The sequence below is a fragment of the Rhizobium sp. AN68 genome (assembly GCF_030758035.1).
GTDB lineage: Bacteria > Pseudomonadota > Alphaproteobacteria > Rhizobiales > Rhizobiaceae > Agrobacterium > Agrobacterium tumefaciens.
In genome coordinates this window covers 671,588-688,160 of record NZ_JARWMI010000002.1, presented here as the reverse complement: position 1 = coordinate 688,160, position 16,573 = coordinate 671,588, and the positions used below count along the sequence as shown (strand labels likewise).

Annotated in this window: 15 protein-coding genes; 10 read left to right on the top strand and 5 right to left on the bottom strand. The window is 59.9% G+C overall.

Going from position 1 to position 16,573, the window contains the following annotated elements; genetic code table 11:
- Positions 1 to 21: 21 nt before the first annotated feature.
- Positions 22 to 753, top strand: a complete 732-nt coding sequence (locus tag RBH71_RS06525; RefSeq protein WP_003511162.1) for a FadR/GntR family transcriptional regulator — start codon at positions 22 to 24, stop codon at positions 751 to 753.
- 27 nt (positions 754 to 780) lie between these two features.
- Here RBH71_RS06525 and RBH71_RS06520 read toward each other — a convergent pair whose 3' ends face one another.
- The gene (locus tag RBH71_RS06520; protein WP_035200576.1) at positions 781 to 1,416 is read right to left on the bottom strand and encodes a LysE family translocator; all 636 of its coding nucleotides are present in this window, start codon (positions 1,414 to 1,416) and stop codon (positions 781 to 783) included.
- Between the two features lie 331 nt (positions 1,417 to 1,747).
- Here RBH71_RS06520 and RBH71_RS06515 point away from each other — a divergent pair, with 331 nt between their 5' ends.
- The 4 genes from RBH71_RS06515 to RBH71_RS06500 are packed head-to-tail and all read left to right on the top strand — an operon-like array spanning position 1,748 to position 5,256.
- Positions 1,748 to 2,770 (top strand): ABC transporter permease, encoded by a 1,023-nt coding sequence (locus RBH71_RS06515; RefSeq protein ID WP_003500347.1) that lies wholly within the window; start codon positions 1,748 to 1,750, stop codon positions 2,768 to 2,770.
- Positions 2,770 to 3,657, top strand: a complete 888-nt coding sequence (locus tag RBH71_RS06510; protein WP_003511156.1) for an ABC transporter permease — start codon at positions 2,770 to 2,772, stop codon at positions 3,655 to 3,657. The genes RBH71_RS06515 and RBH71_RS06510 overlap by 1 nt, the downstream gene beginning before the upstream one ends.
- A gap of 4 nt (positions 3,658 to 3,661) precedes the next feature.
- Positions 3,662 to 4,498: an ABC transporter ATP-binding protein gene (locus tag RBH71_RS06505; protein ID WP_013761686.1), complete on the top strand. Its 837-nt coding sequence runs from the start codon at positions 3,662 to 3,664 to the stop codon at positions 4,496 to 4,498.
- Entirely contained in the window at positions 4,498 to 5,256 is a 759-nt protein-coding gene (locus RBH71_RS06500; protein ID WP_003511153.1) for an ABC transporter ATP-binding protein, read from the top strand. Before RBH71_RS06505 ends, RBH71_RS06500 begins: the two co-directional genes overlap by 1 nt.
- A 276-nt stretch (positions 5,257 to 5,532) precedes the next feature.
- Here RBH71_RS06500 and RBH71_RS06495 read toward each other — a convergent pair whose 3' ends face one another.
- From RBH71_RS06495 to RBH71_RS06485, 3 genes are all read right to left on the bottom strand, one after another.
- Positions 5,533 to 7,131: an ABC transporter substrate-binding protein gene (locus RBH71_RS06495; RefSeq protein ID WP_111802640.1), complete on the bottom strand. Its 1,599-nt coding sequence runs from the start codon at positions 7,129 to 7,131 to the stop codon at positions 5,533 to 5,535.
- A gap of 78 nt (positions 7,132 to 7,209) precedes the next feature.
- Positions 7,210 to 7,839, bottom strand: a complete 630-nt coding sequence (locus RBH71_RS06490) for an SGNH/GDSL hydrolase family protein (RefSeq protein WP_080849993.1) — start codon at positions 7,837 to 7,839, stop codon at positions 7,210 to 7,212.
- 4 nt (positions 7,840 to 7,843) lie between these two features.
- On the bottom strand, positions 7,844 to 8,992 hold the full coding sequence (locus RBH71_RS06485; protein WP_003511150.1) for a mandelate racemase family protein: 1,149 nt from the start codon (positions 8,990 to 8,992) through the stop codon (positions 7,844 to 7,846).
- 385 nt (positions 8,993 to 9,377) lie between these two features.
- Between RBH71_RS06485 and RBH71_RS06480 the strand changes: the two genes are divergently transcribed.
- Complete coding sequence (locus tag RBH71_RS06480) at positions 9,378 to 10,406, top strand: LLM class flavin-dependent oxidoreductase (RefSeq protein WP_080850219.1); 1,029 nt, start codon at positions 9,378 to 9,380, stop codon at positions 10,404 to 10,406.
- A gap of 61 nt (positions 10,407 to 10,467) precedes the next feature.
- On the opposite strand, the gene RBH71_RS06475 is transcribed toward RBH71_RS06480, so the two are convergent.
- Positions 10,468 to 11,775, bottom strand: a complete 1,308-nt coding sequence (locus tag RBH71_RS06475; RefSeq protein ID WP_111802639.1) for an NtaA/DmoA family FMN-dependent monooxygenase — start codon at positions 11,773 to 11,775, stop codon at positions 10,468 to 10,470.
- A 359-nt stretch (positions 11,776 to 12,134) separates the two neighbouring features.
- Between RBH71_RS06475 and RBH71_RS06470 the strand changes: the two genes are divergently transcribed.
- The 4 genes from RBH71_RS06470 to RBH71_RS06455 all read left to right on the top strand — a co-directional run bounded on the left by RBH71_RS06470 (position 12,135) and on the right by RBH71_RS06455 (position 16,547).
- Positions 12,135 to 13,190 (top strand): ABC transporter substrate-binding protein, encoded by a 1,056-nt coding sequence (locus tag RBH71_RS06470; protein WP_323687212.1) that lies wholly within the window; start codon positions 12,135 to 12,137, stop codon positions 13,188 to 13,190.
- A 7-nt stretch (positions 13,191 to 13,197) separates the two neighbouring features.
- Positions 13,198 to 14,094, top strand: coding sequence for an NmrA family NAD(P)-binding protein (locus tag RBH71_RS06465; protein WP_111802637.1), 897 nt, complete (start codon positions 13,198 to 13,200; stop codon positions 14,092 to 14,094).
- A complete protein-coding gene (locus RBH71_RS06460) occupies positions 14,085 to 15,254 on the top strand; it encodes an LLM class flavin-dependent oxidoreductase (protein ID WP_111802636.1) in 1,170 nt (389 codons plus the stop codon). The genes RBH71_RS06465 and RBH71_RS06460 overlap by 10 nt, the downstream gene beginning before the upstream one ends.
- Before the next feature lie 93 nt (positions 15,255 to 15,347).
- Positions 15,348 to 16,547, top strand: coding sequence for a M20 aminoacylase family protein (locus RBH71_RS06455; protein ID WP_111802635.1), 1,200 nt, complete (start codon positions 15,348 to 15,350; stop codon positions 16,545 to 16,547).
- Positions 16,548 to 16,573 lie beyond the last annotated feature (26 nt).

Genomic DNA, 16,573 nt, shown 5'->3' with positions numbered 1-16,573 from the left:
GTTTAAAACAGGTGGGCCGGAATGGACGTTGAGAGCAGCACGAAGCCGGGAATATCGCTCGCGGCGAAAATCAGCTCCGCATTGCGGCGGGATTTGTCTGAAGGCGTGTTCCGTCCCGGCGACCGTCTCCCGAGTGAGAGCGCGCTGACACGCGAATATTCCGTCAGCCGCACCGTGGTGCGGGAGGCCATCGCCATTCTGCGCGCGGATGGTCTCGTTGAGGCCCGCAAGGGAGCGGGCGTTTTTGCCATTGAGGTGAAACCGGCCAAGGAAGTGCCTTTCAATGATCTCGCCGTGGGGCGGATCTCCTCGGTTATCGAACTACTGGAATTGCGCACCGTCTTCGAAGTTGAGTCCGCCGGGCTTGCGGCATCGCGCCGTTCCGCCGTGCAGGTGGAGTCGATTGTCGATGCGCATCGGCGCGTTGGCGACTGTCTCGCCGCCGGGTTGCCGACGCGGGATGCCGATTTCGAGTTCCATCTGGCCATTGCGCAGGCGACGCAGAACAGGCGATTCCCCGAGTTTCTTCAACTCATCCGCTCCGGCATCATCCCGCGTGGCGAATTACAGGGGGCGGCGCCCGGTTCCCGTCCGAAGGACTACAATCTTCATCTCCAGGAGGAGCATGCGAAGATCGTTGACGCCATCATCGAAGGCGACGCCGATGCTGCCCGCCAATATATGGCGGCGCATCTGCGCGGTAGTCTTGAGCGCTACAAGGTGCTTTTGCGCTCCCGCACAGCCGCTGAATAACTCGGAAATTTCATCTTTCTCAGCAGGTTAAGCGCTCGCCCGTCGGTAGAAAGCCAGAGAGGCGGCAAGCGTCAAAAGTGCGCCGCCGCAAATGCGGTCGAGCCATAACGCCCCTGACTTCCGCAACAGTCTGACGGCCTGCGAGCCCAGCAGGGCATATCCGAACATGACGATGAAATCGATGCCGGCAAAAACCAGCGCAAGCACCGCATATTGCTGGATCTGCGGTGCTGCCGGATCGATGAATTGCGGCAGGAAAGCCGAAAAGAACAGATATCCCTTGGGGTTGGTCACGGCCACAAGGAAGCTTTTGAGGAAAATCGAGCGGGCGGAAGTGGCCCCGGAAGTGTCTGCCGATTGAAGAGCGCCATCGAGCGAGCCTCTGGAGCGCAAAAGCATGACGCCCAGGAAGGCGAGATAACAAACGCCGACCCATTTGACGACGCCGAACCAGAACTCCGAGGCGGCGAGCAATGCTCCCAATCCCAGTGCAACCGCGCCGATCAGGACGAAATCTGACAGCACCGCACCAGCCATACCTGTCAAGGCGCGGCGAACCCCGAAACGCGAGCCATTCGCAAGCGCCAGCAAAACCGTCGGGCCAGGTGTGGCAATGCCGATAAAGGCAACTATCGCAAATGCCAGAAGTGTCATTTCCGCCATCTCTTCCTCCCCCTTGAAGCAGGAGATGTGCCGGTGCCGGACCGGCATCTCCACAGGCAGTTCGAAGCGAAGAATACAGGCTTTTGTCATCGCGGCAATATGTGTGATTCCTTCCTCCGGCAAAGCAAAGAGCCGCTGGATTTCGGATGAAATCTCGGTCTTGAAAGGCAGCGTTGTTGCCTGCTTCAGTCATTTTCCAAGCCTGCCGCAGGACCAATTTTATCGGCATATGCTTGACAGCTCTCCACACCTGTGACAACTTGCGAATAGTTGTCAGACAGGATTGCGCCTTTGTTATTTTGTGCAATCGACTTCTGGCAAGGGAGGAACCATGCCAAAAAGACGCCTTTCGCTGTATGGCCTGTCCGGCCAGATCGGAAGTATTGCGGTCACGCTGCTCGGATTGCTGCTGCTGACCTTTTTCATCGGCCGCCTGATGCCCGCTGATCCCGTGCGGGCCATTGTCGGCGAGGACGCGACCCGCGAAACCTATGAGCAGGTTTACCATGCGCTCGGTTTCGACCGTCCGCTCTGGCAACAATTCATCTATTATCTCGGCGATGTGTTCACCGGCGATTTCGGAACCTCGATCCGCACGGGCCAGCCCGTCATCCAGGATATCATACGCGTCATGCCGGCGACGATGGAGCTTGCGACCTTCGCGATCCTGATCGGTGCCGGCCTCGGGATTCCCATGGGGGTTTATGCCGCCGTCAAGAAAGACCGCTGGCAGGACCATTTGGTGCGGGTGCTCAGCCTGTTCGGCCATTCCATGCCGATTTTCTGGACCGGTATGATTGCGCTGATCGTTTTTTACGCTCATCTCGGGCTTGTCGGCGGCGGTGGCCGCATGGACCAGTTCTATATCGGTCTCGTGGAGGAACGAACGGGCTTCCTGCTCATCGACAGCCTGCTGGCGGGCGATATGGAAGTCTTCTGGTCGGCCATCAATCACCTCATCCTGCCCGCCGCTCTGCTTGGTTATTCATCGTCGGCCTATATCACCCGTATGACGCGCAGCTTCATGCTAGACCAGCTGGGCCAGGAATATGTGACGACTGCGCGCGTCAAAGGCCTGTCGCAACGCCAGACGGTGTGGCTGCATGCTTTCGGCAATATCCGCGTGCAGCTCGTCACCATCATTGCCCTTGCTTACGGCTCACTGCTGGAAGGCGCTGTCCTCATCGAGACCGTCTTCGCCTGGCCGGGCTTCGGCCAATATCTCACCAGCAATCTTATCATCGGCGACATGAATGCCGTGATGACCTGCGTGCTTATCGTCGGCGTCATCTTCATCGGGCTCAATCTCCTGTCCGACATTCTCTACCGCTTTTTCGATCCGAGGACCCGCTGATGACGGCTCGTGCAGAAACTTCCTTGCGTCTTCCCGTGCCTTTGAACGCGCTGAAGAACATCATTGTCTTCCTGCTGAAAAGCCCGACATCGGCCTTCGGCCTGGTGATATTGCTGCTTCTCGTCATCGCGGCGATTTTCGCGCCCTGGCTTGCGACGCATGATCCTTACGTGCAGGATCTCGCCAAGACGCTGCAGCCGCCCGGTAACGGGCATTTCTTCGGCACGGACGAGCTTGGACGCGATATTTACAGTCGCCTTCTGTGGGGCGCGCGCATCACGCTGACCATCATCTCGCTGGTGTCGATCATCGTCGGTCCGGTCGGTCTGCTGGTCGGCACGGCCTCCGGTTATCTCGGCGGCAAGTTCGATACGGTGATGATGCGCATCACGGATATTTTCCTGTCGTTCCCGAGCCTCATCCTGTCGCTTGCCTTCGTGGCCGCGCTCGGACCCAGCCTCAACAATGCGATCATCGCGATCGCGCTCACCTCATGGCCGCCGATCGCGCGGCTCGCACGCGCCGAAGCGATGACATTCCGCAAGGCGGACTACATTGCCGCCGCAAGGCTTCAGGGTGCTTCGCCGCTGCGTATCATCATAAAATCGATCATGCCCATGTGCCTGCCATCGGTCCTGATCCGTCTGACGCTGAATATGGCGACCGTCATTCTGACCGCCGCAGGCCTCGGCTTCCTAGGCCTTGGCGCGCAGCCGCCCCTGCCGGAATGGGGCGCGATGATCGCGACCGGACGCCGTTACATGCTCGACAGCTGGTGGCTCGTCACTTTCCCCGGCGTTGCGATCCTTTCCGTCAGTCTTGCCTTCAACCTTCTGGGTGACGGCCTGCGGGATGCGCTCGATCCGAAGCAGATGAACCGGAAATAGGGCCATGGAAAAACCAATCCTCGACGTCGAAAATCTTCGCATCCGTTATGGCGGTTCGCCCACCGAGGCAGTGCGCGGCATCTCCTTTACCCTGGGCCGGGAGCGTCTCGGCATTGTCGGCGAAAGCGGATCGGGCAAGTCCACCGTGGGCCGGGCTTTGCTGCGCCTCCTGCCATCGGCGACGATAACGGCCGACAAGCTTGATTTTGATGGTCTCGATCTTCTGTCGCTCAGTGAGAAGGAGATGCTGAAGGTCCGCGGACGGCGCATGTCGATGATCCTTCAGGATCCAAAATTCTCCCTCAATCCCATCCGCCGTGTCGGCGACCAGGTGACGGAGACCTATCTGCGCCATTTCAAGGCGTCGAAATCGGAAGCCCGGGAAAAGGCGCTCGCCATGCTCGATGCGGTCAAAATCCGCGATGCCGCGCGCGTCTACGAGCAATATCCGCACGAGATTTCCGGTGGCATGGGCCAGCGCGTCATGATTGCGATGATGCTGCTTGCCGATCCTGATCTGGTCATTGCCGACGAGCCGACCTCTGCGCTGGATGTGACGGTGCGGCTGCAGGTTCTGAATATTCTCGATGGCCTCGTTCGGGATAGAGGCATCGGTCTCATCATGATTAGCCACGACCTCAATCTCGTGCGCAATTTCTGCGACCGGGTACTCATCATGTATGCCGGCCGGGTGGTGGAAACGCTTGCCGCGCGCGACCTCGATCAAGCGCAGCACCCCTACACGCGCGGCCTGCTCGCGGCGCAGCCGCGGATTGGCGGCACGCGTGCGCCACTTGCGGTGCTGGATCGCCGCCCCGAATGGCTGGAGGAGAAAGTATAATGGCCGTTTCCGTTGAAACCCGCGATCTCTCCATCACCTTCGGCAGCGGCCACACGGCGCTGAAAGTGCTGCCTTCGGTGTCCTTTCGCGTCGAGCCGGGCGAGTGTTTCGGTCTGGTCGGTGAAAGCGGTTCGGGCAAATCAACAGTGTTGCGCTGCGTGTCGATGCTGAATGATTTCTGGAGCGGCGAAATCCTCATCAATGGAAAGTCGGTTCGCGACATGCCGCTGATCGAGCGATGCCGCACGTTGCAGATGGTGTTTCAGGATCCCTATGGTTCGCTGCATCCGCGCCAGTCGGTGCGCACCGTTCTCGGAGAATCGCTTGCCATCCATAAACTGGGCGATCGTGAAGAGCGCATGCGCAAGGTAATTACGGATGTCGGTCTGCCCGTGTCGTTCCTGGACCGCTTCCCGCATCAGCTTTCCGGCGGCCAGCGGCAGCGCGTGGCGATTGCGCGTGCGCTGATCCTTGAACCGTCGCTGCTTCTGCTCGACGAGCCGACCTCGGCGCTTGATGTTTCGGTGCAGGCCGAAATCCTCAACCTGTTGCAGCGCCTGCGCGAAGAGCGCGGCTTCACCTATATCATGGTGACGCACGATCTCGCCGTGGTCGACCACATGTGCGACCGCTTCGCCGTGATGCTGCGCGGCGAAATCACCGAAATCCTGCCGCGTGAGGCCATCGCCGGCAATGGTGCGACACATCCCTATGCGCGCGAACTGATCGGCGCCTCGCTGGAATATGAAGGCGCATGACACCTCCCAAAGCGTGATCGTCCTCCTCCGGGGCATCACGAATAATAAAATCCTCCTTCCTTGCCCGGCCTTCAGTGCCGGGCAATTTTTTTGGATGGCTACGGCGGGATGGCGGGCCGCCAACTGCGCTTAGGCTGCTCACACAAGACCCCGGATCTCGTCCGGCGTTACGGAGTGCGGAGGCTTCGCCTAACACATTGGGTGAATGGAGCTTCATTACAGCAAAAAGGCGCGGGGTTAGCCGCGCCTTCTCCTACTCGCAGATATGGCAGCCGATCACCGCTCCTTGCTCACCTCTTCAAAGCGCGAGAGCCATGGGCTGACGATCATACCCTTGATGTCGCTGCGGAAAGCGGCGGTGTCGACAACTTCGGAGAATGGCTGAATGGACATGACGATCTCGTCCATATAGGCCTGAAGGTCCTCGTAGAGCTTCGTCTGTTTCGCCACGTCGCGCCCGACAAGGGCTTCCTCGATCATCTTGTTCAGCTTTTCATCGAAGAAGCTCGTGCGCCAGCTCTGATAGTTGGTGAGCTTGGCGTCGTCCGCATTGTTCGGATTATAGGCGATGGAGCGCAGGTTGTTGTCCGGATGCGGCTGCTGACCGCCGCCGCCGCGGCCGAGAAGCAGTTCGAAGTTGCGCTCGCGCATGGCGCCGTAAATCTGGTCGCCGGAACCGCTGATAAGTTCGGCCTGGATGCCGGCCTGGGCCAGTGTGTTCTGGATTGCCGTTGCCGCTTTCATGAAGGGGTCTTCCGAGAGCACGCGCAACGTCGTCTTGAAACCGTTTGGATAACCGGCTTCAGCCAGAAGCGCCTTGGCTTTTGCGATATCGAGCTTGTAGCCCTGATCCGGCAGCGCGCCCATCACGCCGGTGCTAAGAGAGCGCTGATGCAGCTTGCCGTAATAGGGCATGACCGCCTTGTCGAGACCCTCGTAGTCGATCAGGTAACGCAGGGCTTCGCGCACTTTCTTGTTCGCGAAGCGCTCGTCCTTCATCGAAACGCTGAGGTAATAAAAACCGGAGCCGGGTGTGGATTCGATGGCGATGGTCTTGTCGGCTTCGAGCGACTTCAGGTCCGGCGCCTGCAGGGAGTAGGCGACATCGATATCGCCCTTTTCCAGCATCAGCCGCTGCGATTGCGATTCCGGCAGATGGCGCATCAGGACGCGCTTCATCTTGGCCTTTTCACCCCAGTAATCGTCGTTGCGGGTGAGGATGATATATTCGTTGGATTTCCACTGGGTCAGCTTGAACGGGCCGGAGCCCGCCGAATTGAGCGTCAGCCACGCGCCACCGAGATCGCCGTCCTTTTCGTTGGCAAGCGCCGTCTGGCTGTCGATGATCGAGCCGGGCCCATTCTGTGCAAGGATCATCAGCAGCAGATTGGGATCATCAGGTTTCGGAATATTAAGCACGAAGGTCTGATCGTTTTCGGCGACGAAAAGCTTGTCGGCATCCTCCAGCTTGAAACCGCGCGTTTTGAGGAAAGACGATTGCGCCAGATTGCGGGCGAGCAGACGTTTCAGGCTCCATGCCACGTCCTTTGCCGTCACGGCGTTGCCGGACGCGAACTTGGCGTCGGCCCGCAGGTGGAAGCGGATCGATTTCCGATCCTCGCCGATTTCCCAACGTTCGGCAAGGCGGGGCTGGACGCTGCGATCTTTGGGCGAAAGCACGACCAGCGTGTCGTAGATATTATTCAGAACCTGCACCGTCTCGCGGCCGGTAATGGCGGCTGGATCAAGGGTCAGGATATTGCTCATGGTCGTGGCGACGATGAGCTGGTCCTTCGGCGTTTCGGCAAAGACGCTGAGCGGCACGGCGCCGATCAGCAGTGCACCGAGGGCTGCGGTTGCAAGAAAATGTCTCATTTTTCCTCCCATACGGCCGGTTCATACGGCCTTCCACGTTTCGATCCGCGCGCCTGTTCCTCCACAGGCTTCGTGTGATCAGCCAAGAATGTCTCTGACCGGAGCGGCGAGCGCCCGGCCGATTGCGGCCGTTGCCGGCGCTTCCAGATGCACGCCATCCACTGGCGAGGCGCTGGCGACCGATCCGGCATCAAAGAAGTGATGCCCAAGTTCGGCGGCGAGTTTGTGATAGAGCGGCGCAAGCCGTAGTGATTGTCCGATATCGCGACCGCCTGCGGGCTCTCCACCCGGGCCGGCGACGCAGGGCGGCGGCGCGACGATCAGAAGCTTAGGCACTGCATCTCGCGGCTTGTAGATGAAGGTCTCGACGATTTGCGCCAGCCGCCGCATGCCCGAAACGGCGGCTTCCGCGCGACCGCCATGCACCGGCTTGATGTCGTTGGTGCCCAGCATGACGATGACGAGATCAAGCGGCATGTGGCACGAAAGCGCGACTTCAAGAGCTCGCGCGCCATTGCGGCAGGCCGGGCCGGCATGGTCGTCATAACAGGTGGTGCGCCCGCCAAGTCCTTCGGCATGAACCTTCGCCTTTCCGGAAAGCTCTGCCTCCAGCACCTCCGGCCAGCGATGCTCAGGCCGGTGGCGGAGACCCGTTGCCGGGTCTGCGCCCCAGGTGAGGCTGTCTCCAAAGGCGAGCACGGTTTTCATAGCCTTATCTCACCCGGTTGTTGTCGATGAAATCGAAATCGATATCCTCGCCAAGGCCCGGCCGGTCGGGAACGTGAACGAACCCATCGCGGTCCATCGGGTCGGACAAAGACTTCAGATAGTCGTGGCCGTCATCATATTCGAGGAAGGGATGCAGGAGGCCACGCTCGTACCAGCGGCAATTCTTGGTGGCGGCGACCACATGCAGGTTCATGGCCGTATTGCCATGCACCTCGCATTCCATACCGAAGGCTTCGGCCAGATGCATGGTCTTGAGCGCCGGCGTGATGCCGCCTACATCGTTGACGCCGGTGCGAAGAATATCGCAGGCGCCGGCCTTGATCCATTCTGCGCGGTGCCAGTGCTTGCCAGCTGCACTTTCCGGGCCGACGACGGGAATATCGAGATTGTCGGCGAGCCACTTGTAGGAGGAGAGCGACTGCTCATCCATCGGCTCTTCGATCCAGTCGAAGCCGAGCTTTTCAAGGCCACGTCCCAATGCCAGCGCATCGGTGCGGGAATACCAGTGAAAGGCGTCGATCATCAGGCGGATATCGGGCCCGACCGCTTCGCGCACGGCCGCGCAGGCCTTGAGGTCCATCTTCACATCCGGCGCCCAGCTGACGGGCGGCATCCAGGTGTGAAGCTTGATGCCCTTGTAACCGCGCTTCACCAGCGTTTCGGCGAACCGGCCGTAGTCTTCAGGCGTTGCAAGGCCGCCTTCCAGCTCGTCCCCACACATGATCGAGCCATAGGCGAGCACCTTGTCGCGATAACCGCCGATCAACTTGTATACAGGTTGTCCGAGGCTGCGACCGGCAAGGTCCCAGAGCGCGCAGTCCACCACCGCCAGCGTACGGTCCGTCAGCTGCGCCGCCGAGCCGCGTTGCCAGTGAGCAAGGTCCTGCCAAAGGCGTTCCCGGTCGCGATAATCCTCGCCGATCAGCACCTTCTTGACGAATTTTTCGATGACATGCGGGCGAACGATTTCCGGCGCTGTGAAGGAATGGCCTTCTTGCCCGTCTTCCGTGCGGATGGTCAGCATGGCCTGTTCCACCTGATGCGCCGGACCCGGATGTGCGTGACCGGCACTGTCCGAGTGCCGACGGGTCGTCGTGCGGAAAACACGGACCTCGACGTCGGTGATGATCATAATTCCTCCCTCATGCAGGTATCGCAGCGTTCGTGATGGCTGCAATGTCATACATGTATGCATTATTTGTCAACATGTATGATAATCTGTATTACATGTTGGGGAGGAAAATCAAGGGCATTCGCGCGGCGCTCGATACGTCGGCGTATTTAAAAGGATGGAGAGGGGACAAAGCGACCGCTCCTTGAGGATTAATCTATAATTTTAGTAGACTACTGAATCGCGCAACGATCTTTCAAAAATCGCCGGGACTATAAAAGACCATGCCGCGCCAGCGATGCCGGTCATCGTGCATTCTGCTTGGGTATGCGCGGTACAGGATGATGGCCGCACCTGCGCTGTCTGAGCTTAATCATGCCTCAACAAACATTCCCGGATGCACACCATGCCTATTTCCCATATCTCGCATTTTGCTTTTCTGGTTCCCGGCAACTATCACGATGATGATCCTGCGCAGGGGCTGGAGGAAACTCTGCAGCTTTTCGAAGCCGGCGAGGCGCTGGGTTATGATAGCGCCTGGGTCCGCCAGCGCCATCTGGAACGCGGCGTGTCCTCGGCCGCCACCTTTCTCGCGGCGGCGTCGCAGCGCACCAAGCGGATTGGCCTGGGCACCGCCGTCATTCAACTGGGTTATGAAAACCCTTTCAGGCTGGCGGAAGATCTCGCCACCGTGGATGTGCTGTCACACGGACGGTTGAATGTCGGCGTCTCTGTCGGCGCGCCGCCCTTCGCCCATCTGATTTCGGATTATGTCGATACGGCGCCCGATGCGGATTACAGCCATGCCCGCGCCGAGAAGCTCGCCAGGGCCTTGAGATCAGAACCGCTGTCCAGCGAAACGGAGGCGGGCAATGCAGCGGGCGCGCAGGTGCCGCGCCTTCGGCCCTTCGCCAAGGGGTTGACCGGCCGGCTGTGGTATGGCGGCGGATCGCAGAATTCCGCTCGCTGGGCGGGGAAGGCGGGATTCAATCTGCTGACCGGCAATATCGTCAGCGGTGAAAATACCGATGATTTTCTGACGGCGCAGGCGGCCCTCGTTGCTCGGTTCCGGCAGGAATGGGCGCATGAGCGCCAGCCGCGCGTCGCCCTTGGCCGCGTGATTTTACCGACGGACAGTGCCAGCCCGGCGACACGCCGCCGTTATGCGGAGTTTGCGGCCGAGCGCGACAAGCGCACGCATACGCCGCATGGTGCGCGCCGCACGCTTTTTCTGCCTGATATTGTCGGGACGACGGATGAAATTCTGGAAAGATTGTCGCGCGATCCCGTTTTGCCGCATGTCTCGGAATTCCGTCTGGAACTGCCCTATGAATTCCAGCCGGAAGATTATCGCCAGATCGTGACCGATTTCGCGTCCGTCGTGCCGCAGCTTTCCGGCGAAAGGCCGGTTTTGAAAGTGGCGACAGCTCAATAGCGCGTTCACAACGCCGCCATTCCTGCGCCGAGCGTGGGAATGGCGAACGAGGCGAACAGCGTCAGTCCGGTTGAGGCAGGCCGTATCTCTCGCGTATGGTCGTGCCTTCGTATTCGCGCGGATAAACGCCGCGGTCTTGCAGCACCGGCACGACTTGTTCGACGAATTCGGCGATATCGTCAGGGGCGCGAGGCGGCTGCAATGTGTAGCCGTCAACCGTTCCGTCCTGCCAGAGATCGATGATACCGTCCGCCACCTCTTCCGCTGTGCCGAGCAGCAGTCGGTGATGCCCCTCCGAGCGCCGCACGGCCTCGCGGGCGGTGAGCTTTTCATGGGTCAGCAGTTCGGAAAGGCCAAGCCCCATGCCGATAGCCCATTGGCGGTTCTGGTCGGGAATGAAGCGCTCGCCATCCAGTTTCGCGTCGGGATCGAAATCGCGGGGATCGATACCGTTTTCCTTGGCGAAGCGTGCCAGAAGACCGTCTTCCGAGCCGGTTCCGCTGTAGAGTTCGTGTTTGCGCAGCGCTTCCTCGCGCGTCTCGCCGAGAATGACGACGAGGCCGGGAACGATGCGGATGCCGGAGGGATCGCGGCCGAAAGAAACGGCGCGGTCACGGACCTTTTTGCCAAAGGCCTGGCCGGCGGGACGGGACAATATGTTGCAATAGATGATCTCGCCGTGACGTGCCGCCAGATCGATGCCGCCCTCGGAAGCGCCCGCCTGAGCGATGACGGGGTGACCCTGCGGTCCACGAGGGACGTTGAGCGGGCCTTTGACATGGAAATATTGCCCCTCGTGATCGATGGTCTCGGCCGTCGCCGCATCCCAGAAGCGGTCTTCCGGTATCTCGCCTTCGCGGCGCGGATCCCAGCTCGACCAGAGCTTTTTCGCGACATCGAGAAATTCCGTGGCCTTGGCATATCGCTCATTGCGCGGCGGCAGCGGGTCGTTGCCGAAATTGGCGGCGACGTTCGGATTGAAGGAGGAGACGATGTTGACGATCAACCGACCGCCCGTGACGATATCGATGGATTGCGTTCGTCTCGCAAAATTATAGGGCGAGTTATAGGTGGAGGACACTGTCGCCACGAACCCGATGTCCGGCACCTGTGCGGCAAGCGATGTGGAAAGGATGAGCGGATCGATGGTGTGAAATGGCCGGCTTGTCGGGTCGGTCAGCAATGCCGGGTGATCCGAAAGGAAAACGGCGTCGAACCGGCCTTTGTGAGCCAGTTCCGTCAGTCGCCGGTAATAGCCGATATCGTTGATATCGTGCCGGTCTCCGCTCCTGTATTTCCAGGCATTGGCGAGGTATCCGGTGGTATTGATGCCGACATTGAGATTGAGCCGGCGTTTGTTCGTGCTCATGCTGCCACTTTTTCTTTCAGGTCTGTTGGATTGCCGGCTTGCGGGTCCGGCACAATTGCGGAGAAGCGTAACAGCCGGGGTTCCGGTCGCGAGTTAAAAATCCTTGCTGTCAGGAGAAGAAAAACTTCCGAGCCATGGCCGACGCTCGCAAGGAGAGGCTCACATCGAGTGCCGCTCTCCGCCGAAGTATCGCGCGAGAATGACGCCGTTTCCGAAAGGATATTTTACCGGAAGCACGAAGCCATGCTGATATGGAAACGAATTTCCTCAATGGCCTCTCAAATAGTACACTTTATCTATAGAAAATATATTATGGCGTGTAGCGTGTCGTAGAGATCGCAATTGAGAGGACGAACGCCATGGCTGATGCGGCCCTTCGCCAGATAACCTACCCTGAAACCGTCTGGTACACGCGCTGCCCGGCGCCAACGCCGCTTTCCATCGCGGCGCAGCTTGGCTGGATCGAGGAGAGTTTCGCCGGCCACGGCATTACTGTTTCTTCCATTCGCGATGCGGCGGATCCGGCCATTCGCCAAAGCCATTTCGATCACCGTCTGGACTGGTCCTTCCGTCAGGGCGGTAATATTCCGCCTATCTGGGCAAAATCCGGCGGACGCCAGACGCGTCTTGTCGGTTTGACCAGGACCGACGAGTTTCAGGCGGTCATAGCGCTGCCAGCCAGTGGTATAACAAAGGGCGGCGAGCTGAAGGGCCGGCGCATCGGGCTGCCGAAACGACCGAACGAAACCATCGACTTCCAGCGCGCCACATCGCTCAAGGGCATCGTGTCGGCACTGACCGTCTCCGGCCTTTCCGTGGCGGAGGTCGAGCTGGTCGATCTCACCGCAACCGAGCCGGTGCTGCTCGGACCGGCTGACGACAGGTTCCATGGCCTGCGCCGACGGCTGCCCTATGGGGAGGAGATCGCGGCATTGCATCGCGGAAAGATCGATGCGTTTTTTGTCAAAGGAGCGGAGGGCGTCACCGTCGCCAATCTCATTGGCGCGCACGTCGTCGTGTCGACCGGGTTTCACCCCGATCCGAAAATCCGCATCAATAACGGCACGCCACGTCCTTTGACCGTGGATGCCACCTTTGCCGATGAGAGGCCCGATCTCGTCGCCGACCTCGTGGCCACGGTACAGCGGGTTGCCGGCTGGGCGAACGACAATCCGGCGGAAGCGGTGCGTTTCATCGCCCGCGAGATCGGTGTCAGTGAGGAAGCGGTTATCGCCGCCAACGGGGCGGATGTGTACCGTAACCTGAGGCTCGATCTCGATCCGGCGGAGCTGGATGCGCTCAGCCACTTCAAGGATTTCCTGCTGGAATGGAAATTCATCCCTGACGATTTCGATGTGAACGACTGGGCCGATCCGCGCGCCCTTTCTTTAATACAACAGGCTGCGGCGAAGTGAGGGCGTCATGACAGCAACCATTCTTGTAACGGGTGCAACCGGCAAGCTCGGCCAACGCGTCGTCAGCCGCCTTTTGCAAAAAGAGGCGAAGGTTAGGGTGCTGACCCGCCGGGGTGAGGACGCGCTCAAGCTCTGGGGCGACAGGGTGGATATTTCGGAGGGGAATTTCTCCGATCCGGCCAGCCTGAAAGAGGCCTCACGCGCAACAGACACGGTGTTCCTCCTTTCCCCAATCGGTGAAACGCTGGCGGCGGACCAGAAAGCGGTCATCGATGCCGCTCTCTCCGCCAGCGTATCGCGGATCGTGAAAATATCCGGTTCCGACTGGACCATCGCCAATGCCGCACGCTCCATCTCGGGTGCCGCCCATGCCGAGGTCGAAAGATATCTAGCCGGGAGCGGCATTGCGCATACGGTGCTGCGGCCGAATGCCTGGATGCAGGTGGCGCTGGAACCCGTCGTTGCAGCACTACGCCAGGCGGAGGATGTGCCCACCCGTTTCGGCGACGCGGCAGTTTCCTTCATTGATGCCGACGATATAGCCGATGTGGCGGTTCACGCCTTGACTGCGAGCACGTCTGTTCCCGGCGCCTTGGTGCTAACCGGCGGTGAAGCCTTGACGGCACTGGAAATCGCCCGCATCGCGGCCCGTATCCTGCATCGCCCCGTGGGGATATCGCATCATTCCGCTTCCGTTTTTCCACCGCATATCGGAGCTTTCGAACAGAAGGCGATTGGTGAATTCGGCCAACTTATCCGCGAGGGCCTCGCGGCCTCCGTCAACGACAACATCGAGCGGATTACCGGTCGTCAGCCCCGCAGCGTGGAGGCCTATTTGCGCGCCCGGCTGGCAGCGACCACCCCGCAGGGTAATCATTCCGAGGGAGAAAAGACATGGCGCTGACTGTTTCACTGCCTGAAGGTCCCGAACTGAAAAGCCCCACTGATTTCGAAGACAGCCCGCTCAGCCGCGCAGTGAAACAGCCACTGATGCTGGGGCTGTTCCTCAATCTGCAGGACATCAACTTCTCCAGCCTGCCAACCAGCAATAGCTGGACCTTCGACTACAATGCGGAGCTGGTGAAGCGCGCGGAGGAGCTTGGTTTCGAAATCGCCTTCAGCCGCACGCAATGGCTGCCCAAGGGCGGTTATGACGGCGAATCCTCGCTCGACAGTTTCATCGCACTCGGCGCCATGGCGGCGGTCACGAAGAGTATTCTTCTAATCTCCACCATCCATGTGCTTTACGGTCCCCTGCATCCGCTTCATCTCGCCAAATATGGCGCGACGCTGGATCATATCGCCAGGGGACGATGGGGCATCAACATCGTCACCGGCCATCGCGCCATCGAGCATGAAATGTTCGGCTGGCAGCGGATCGACCATGACAAGCGCTACGACATGGCGGGCGAGTTGTTCGATGTGCTGCATCGCCTGTGGGGAGAAACCGAAAACTTCTCCTACGAGGGCAAGCTTAACCCCTGGGCCATCAACAACGGCTGGATAACGCCAAAGCCCGCCTTTGGCCGCCCGCCGCTGGTGACGGCGACCGGCTCGCCGGCCGGTATCGATTTCGCCGCCCGCCATTCCGATCTGGTTTTCGTTACCTCGCCCGGCGGCGCGCATATCGATAGCGCGCTGGAAACGCTTCCCGATCATATCGCCACCATCAAGAACCGCGCCAGGGCCTATGGCCGTCAGGTGAAGACGCTCATCAATCCGATCATCGTCAGCCGCGATACGGAGAGGCAAGCGATCGCCTATGCCGACGCCATCGAGGCGGGAAAACCGCAGCCCGGCAACCGTGCCTTTGCGACCAACAATTACGACAGCGACGCCCATGCCTGGCGGGGTCGCGGCGATGCGCGCCACAAGCAGGGGCGCAATCTCGGCGGCAATATCGAAATCATCGGCTCGCCGGAGCAGGTGGTCGAGCAGCTTGTCGGCTTGAAAAAGGCTGGCATCGATGGCGTGCAGCTAAATTTCTACGATTTCCGCGAAGATCTCGAATATTTCGCTGAGCGCATTCTGCCCTTGATGAAGGAGGCTGGCCTGAGGCTCTGACGCCTCTCCCGCCTCAGATTTCCAGTTCTGAAGCTTAGCACTTCGCAATCACAGAGATTGCGAGAACGATCTTTTTTGCCCTGAGGAGATACCGTGAATATTGCCGTCGATCCCGTCAAAACGCCCGCGCCGAAAGTCATAGACCGGATCGGGACCTATGTTCCCGAACTCGTCTCCATCCGCCACGATCTGCACCAGCATCCGGAAATCGGTTTCGAAGAGGTGCGCACCTCCGGCATCGTCGCCGAGAAGCTCAACTCCTGGGGCATCGAGGTGCATCGCGGTTATGGCAAGACCGGCGTGGTCGGCGTGCTGCGTGGCCGTCATGCTGGCAACCGTTCAATCGGGTTGAGGGCGGATATGGATGCCCTGCCGATGCCGGAAGAAACAGGGCTGCCTTATGCATCGGTCTATCCCGGTAAGTTCCACGGCTGCGGGCATGATGTGCACACCACCATATTGCTTGGCACCGCCCGTTATCTGGCGGAAACCCGTGATTTCGCCGGCACGGTGATTTTCATTTTCCAGCCCGCCGAAGAAGGACTGGGTGGCGCACGCGCCATGATCGCCGATGGGTTGTTCAAGGATTTCCCCGTCGATGAAATTTACGGGCTGCACAATTCCTCCCATGCAGCACCCAACCATCTGAAGGTTTCGCCCGGCACCATTCTGGCAGGCGCCGATTTCTTCGATATCCGACTGAAGGGCAGGGGCGCGCATGCGGCTCACCCGGATGTCTCGCGTGATCCGGTGCCAGCGACGGGTGAACTCATCCAGGCCTTGCAGACCATCGTCAGCCGCAATGTGCCGCCGACCGATCCGGCCGTCTTGTCGATCACCCGCATCGAGGCGGGATCTGCCTATAACGTCATCCCCGAAACGGCCTCGATTGCAGGCACGGTGCGGGCCTTCTCCGACAGCGTGCGTGAAACGATCCGCGGCCGTATCCGCACCATCTCGGATCATATTGCCGCGGCTCACGGCCTGACCGCCGAGGTGGATGTTCGCGACATATTCTCGGTTCTGACCAATGACGACGCGTCGGTGGAGATTGTGGCCGGGGTGGCGCGCGAAGTTCTCGGAGACGAGCGCGTTTCCACCGAGCCTGGCCGCTTCATGGGCAGCGAGGATTTCGCCGACCTCCTGAAACATGCGCCCGGTGCGTTTTTCACCCTCGGTCATTCCGGCACCGTGCCGGCCCATAATCCCGGTTTCATTGTCGACGATGCCATCCTGCCGGTCGGCGCCACCTTGTTTGCCCGACTGGTCGAAACCCGGCTGAAGCCTGCCTGAAATTTTAAAAACAAGCCTGCAAGAGG

What these genes read in the sequence shown, in the direction of transcription:
- RBH71_RS06505 (WP_013761686.1), top strand. Translation starts at nt 3,662, where the DNA reads ATGGAAAAACCAATCCTCGACGTCGAAAATCTTCGCATCCGTTATGGC.
- RBH71_RS06500 (WP_003511153.1), top strand. Translation starts at nt 4,498, where the DNA reads ATGGCCGTTTCCGTTGAAACCCGCGATCTCTCCATCACCTTCGGCAGC.
- RBH71_RS06515 (WP_003500347.1), top strand. Translation starts at nt 1,748, where the DNA reads ATGCCAAAAAGACGCCTTTCGCTGTATGGCCTGTCCGGCCAGATCGGA.
- RBH71_RS06490 (WP_080849993.1), bottom strand. Translation starts at nt 7,839, where the DNA reads ATGAAAACCGTGCTCGCCTTTGGAGACAGCCTCACCTGGGGCGCAGAC.
- RBH71_RS06485 (WP_003511150.1), bottom strand. Translation starts at nt 8,992, where the DNA reads ATGATCATCACCGACGTCGAGGTCCGTGTTTTCCGCACGACGACCCGT.
- RBH71_RS06480 (WP_080850219.1), top strand. Translation starts at nt 9,378, where the DNA reads ATGCCTATTTCCCATATCTCGCATTTTGCTTTTCTGGTTCCCGGCAAC.
- RBH71_RS06475 (WP_111802639.1), bottom strand. Translation starts at nt 11,775, where the DNA reads ATGAGCACGAACAAACGCCGGCTCAATCTCAATGTCGGCATCAATACC.
- RBH71_RS06470 (WP_323687212.1), top strand. Translation starts at nt 12,135, where the DNA reads ATGGCTGATGCGGCCCTTCGCCAGATAACCTACCCTGAAACCGTCTGG.
- RBH71_RS06465 (WP_111802637.1), top strand. Translation starts at nt 13,198, where the DNA reads ATGACAGCAACCATTCTTGTAACGGGTGCAACCGGCAAGCTCGGCCAA.
- RBH71_RS06525 (WP_003511162.1), top strand. Translation starts at nt 22, where the DNA reads ATGGACGTTGAGAGCAGCACGAAGCCGGGAATATCGCTCGCGGCGAAA.
- RBH71_RS06495 (WP_111802640.1), bottom strand. Translation starts at nt 7,131, where the DNA reads ATGAGACATTTTCTTGCAACCGCAGCCCTCGGTGCACTGCTGATCGGC.
- RBH71_RS06520 (WP_035200576.1), bottom strand. Translation starts at nt 1,416, where the DNA reads ATGGCGGAAATGACACTTCTGGCATTTGCGATAGTTGCCTTTATCGGC.
- RBH71_RS06460 (WP_111802636.1), top strand. Translation starts at nt 14,085, where the DNA reads ATGGCGCTGACTGTTTCACTGCCTGAAGGTCCCGAACTGAAAAGCCCC.
- RBH71_RS06510 (WP_003511156.1), top strand. Translation starts at nt 2,770, where the DNA reads ATGACGGCTCGTGCAGAAACTTCCTTGCGTCTTCCCGTGCCTTTGAAC.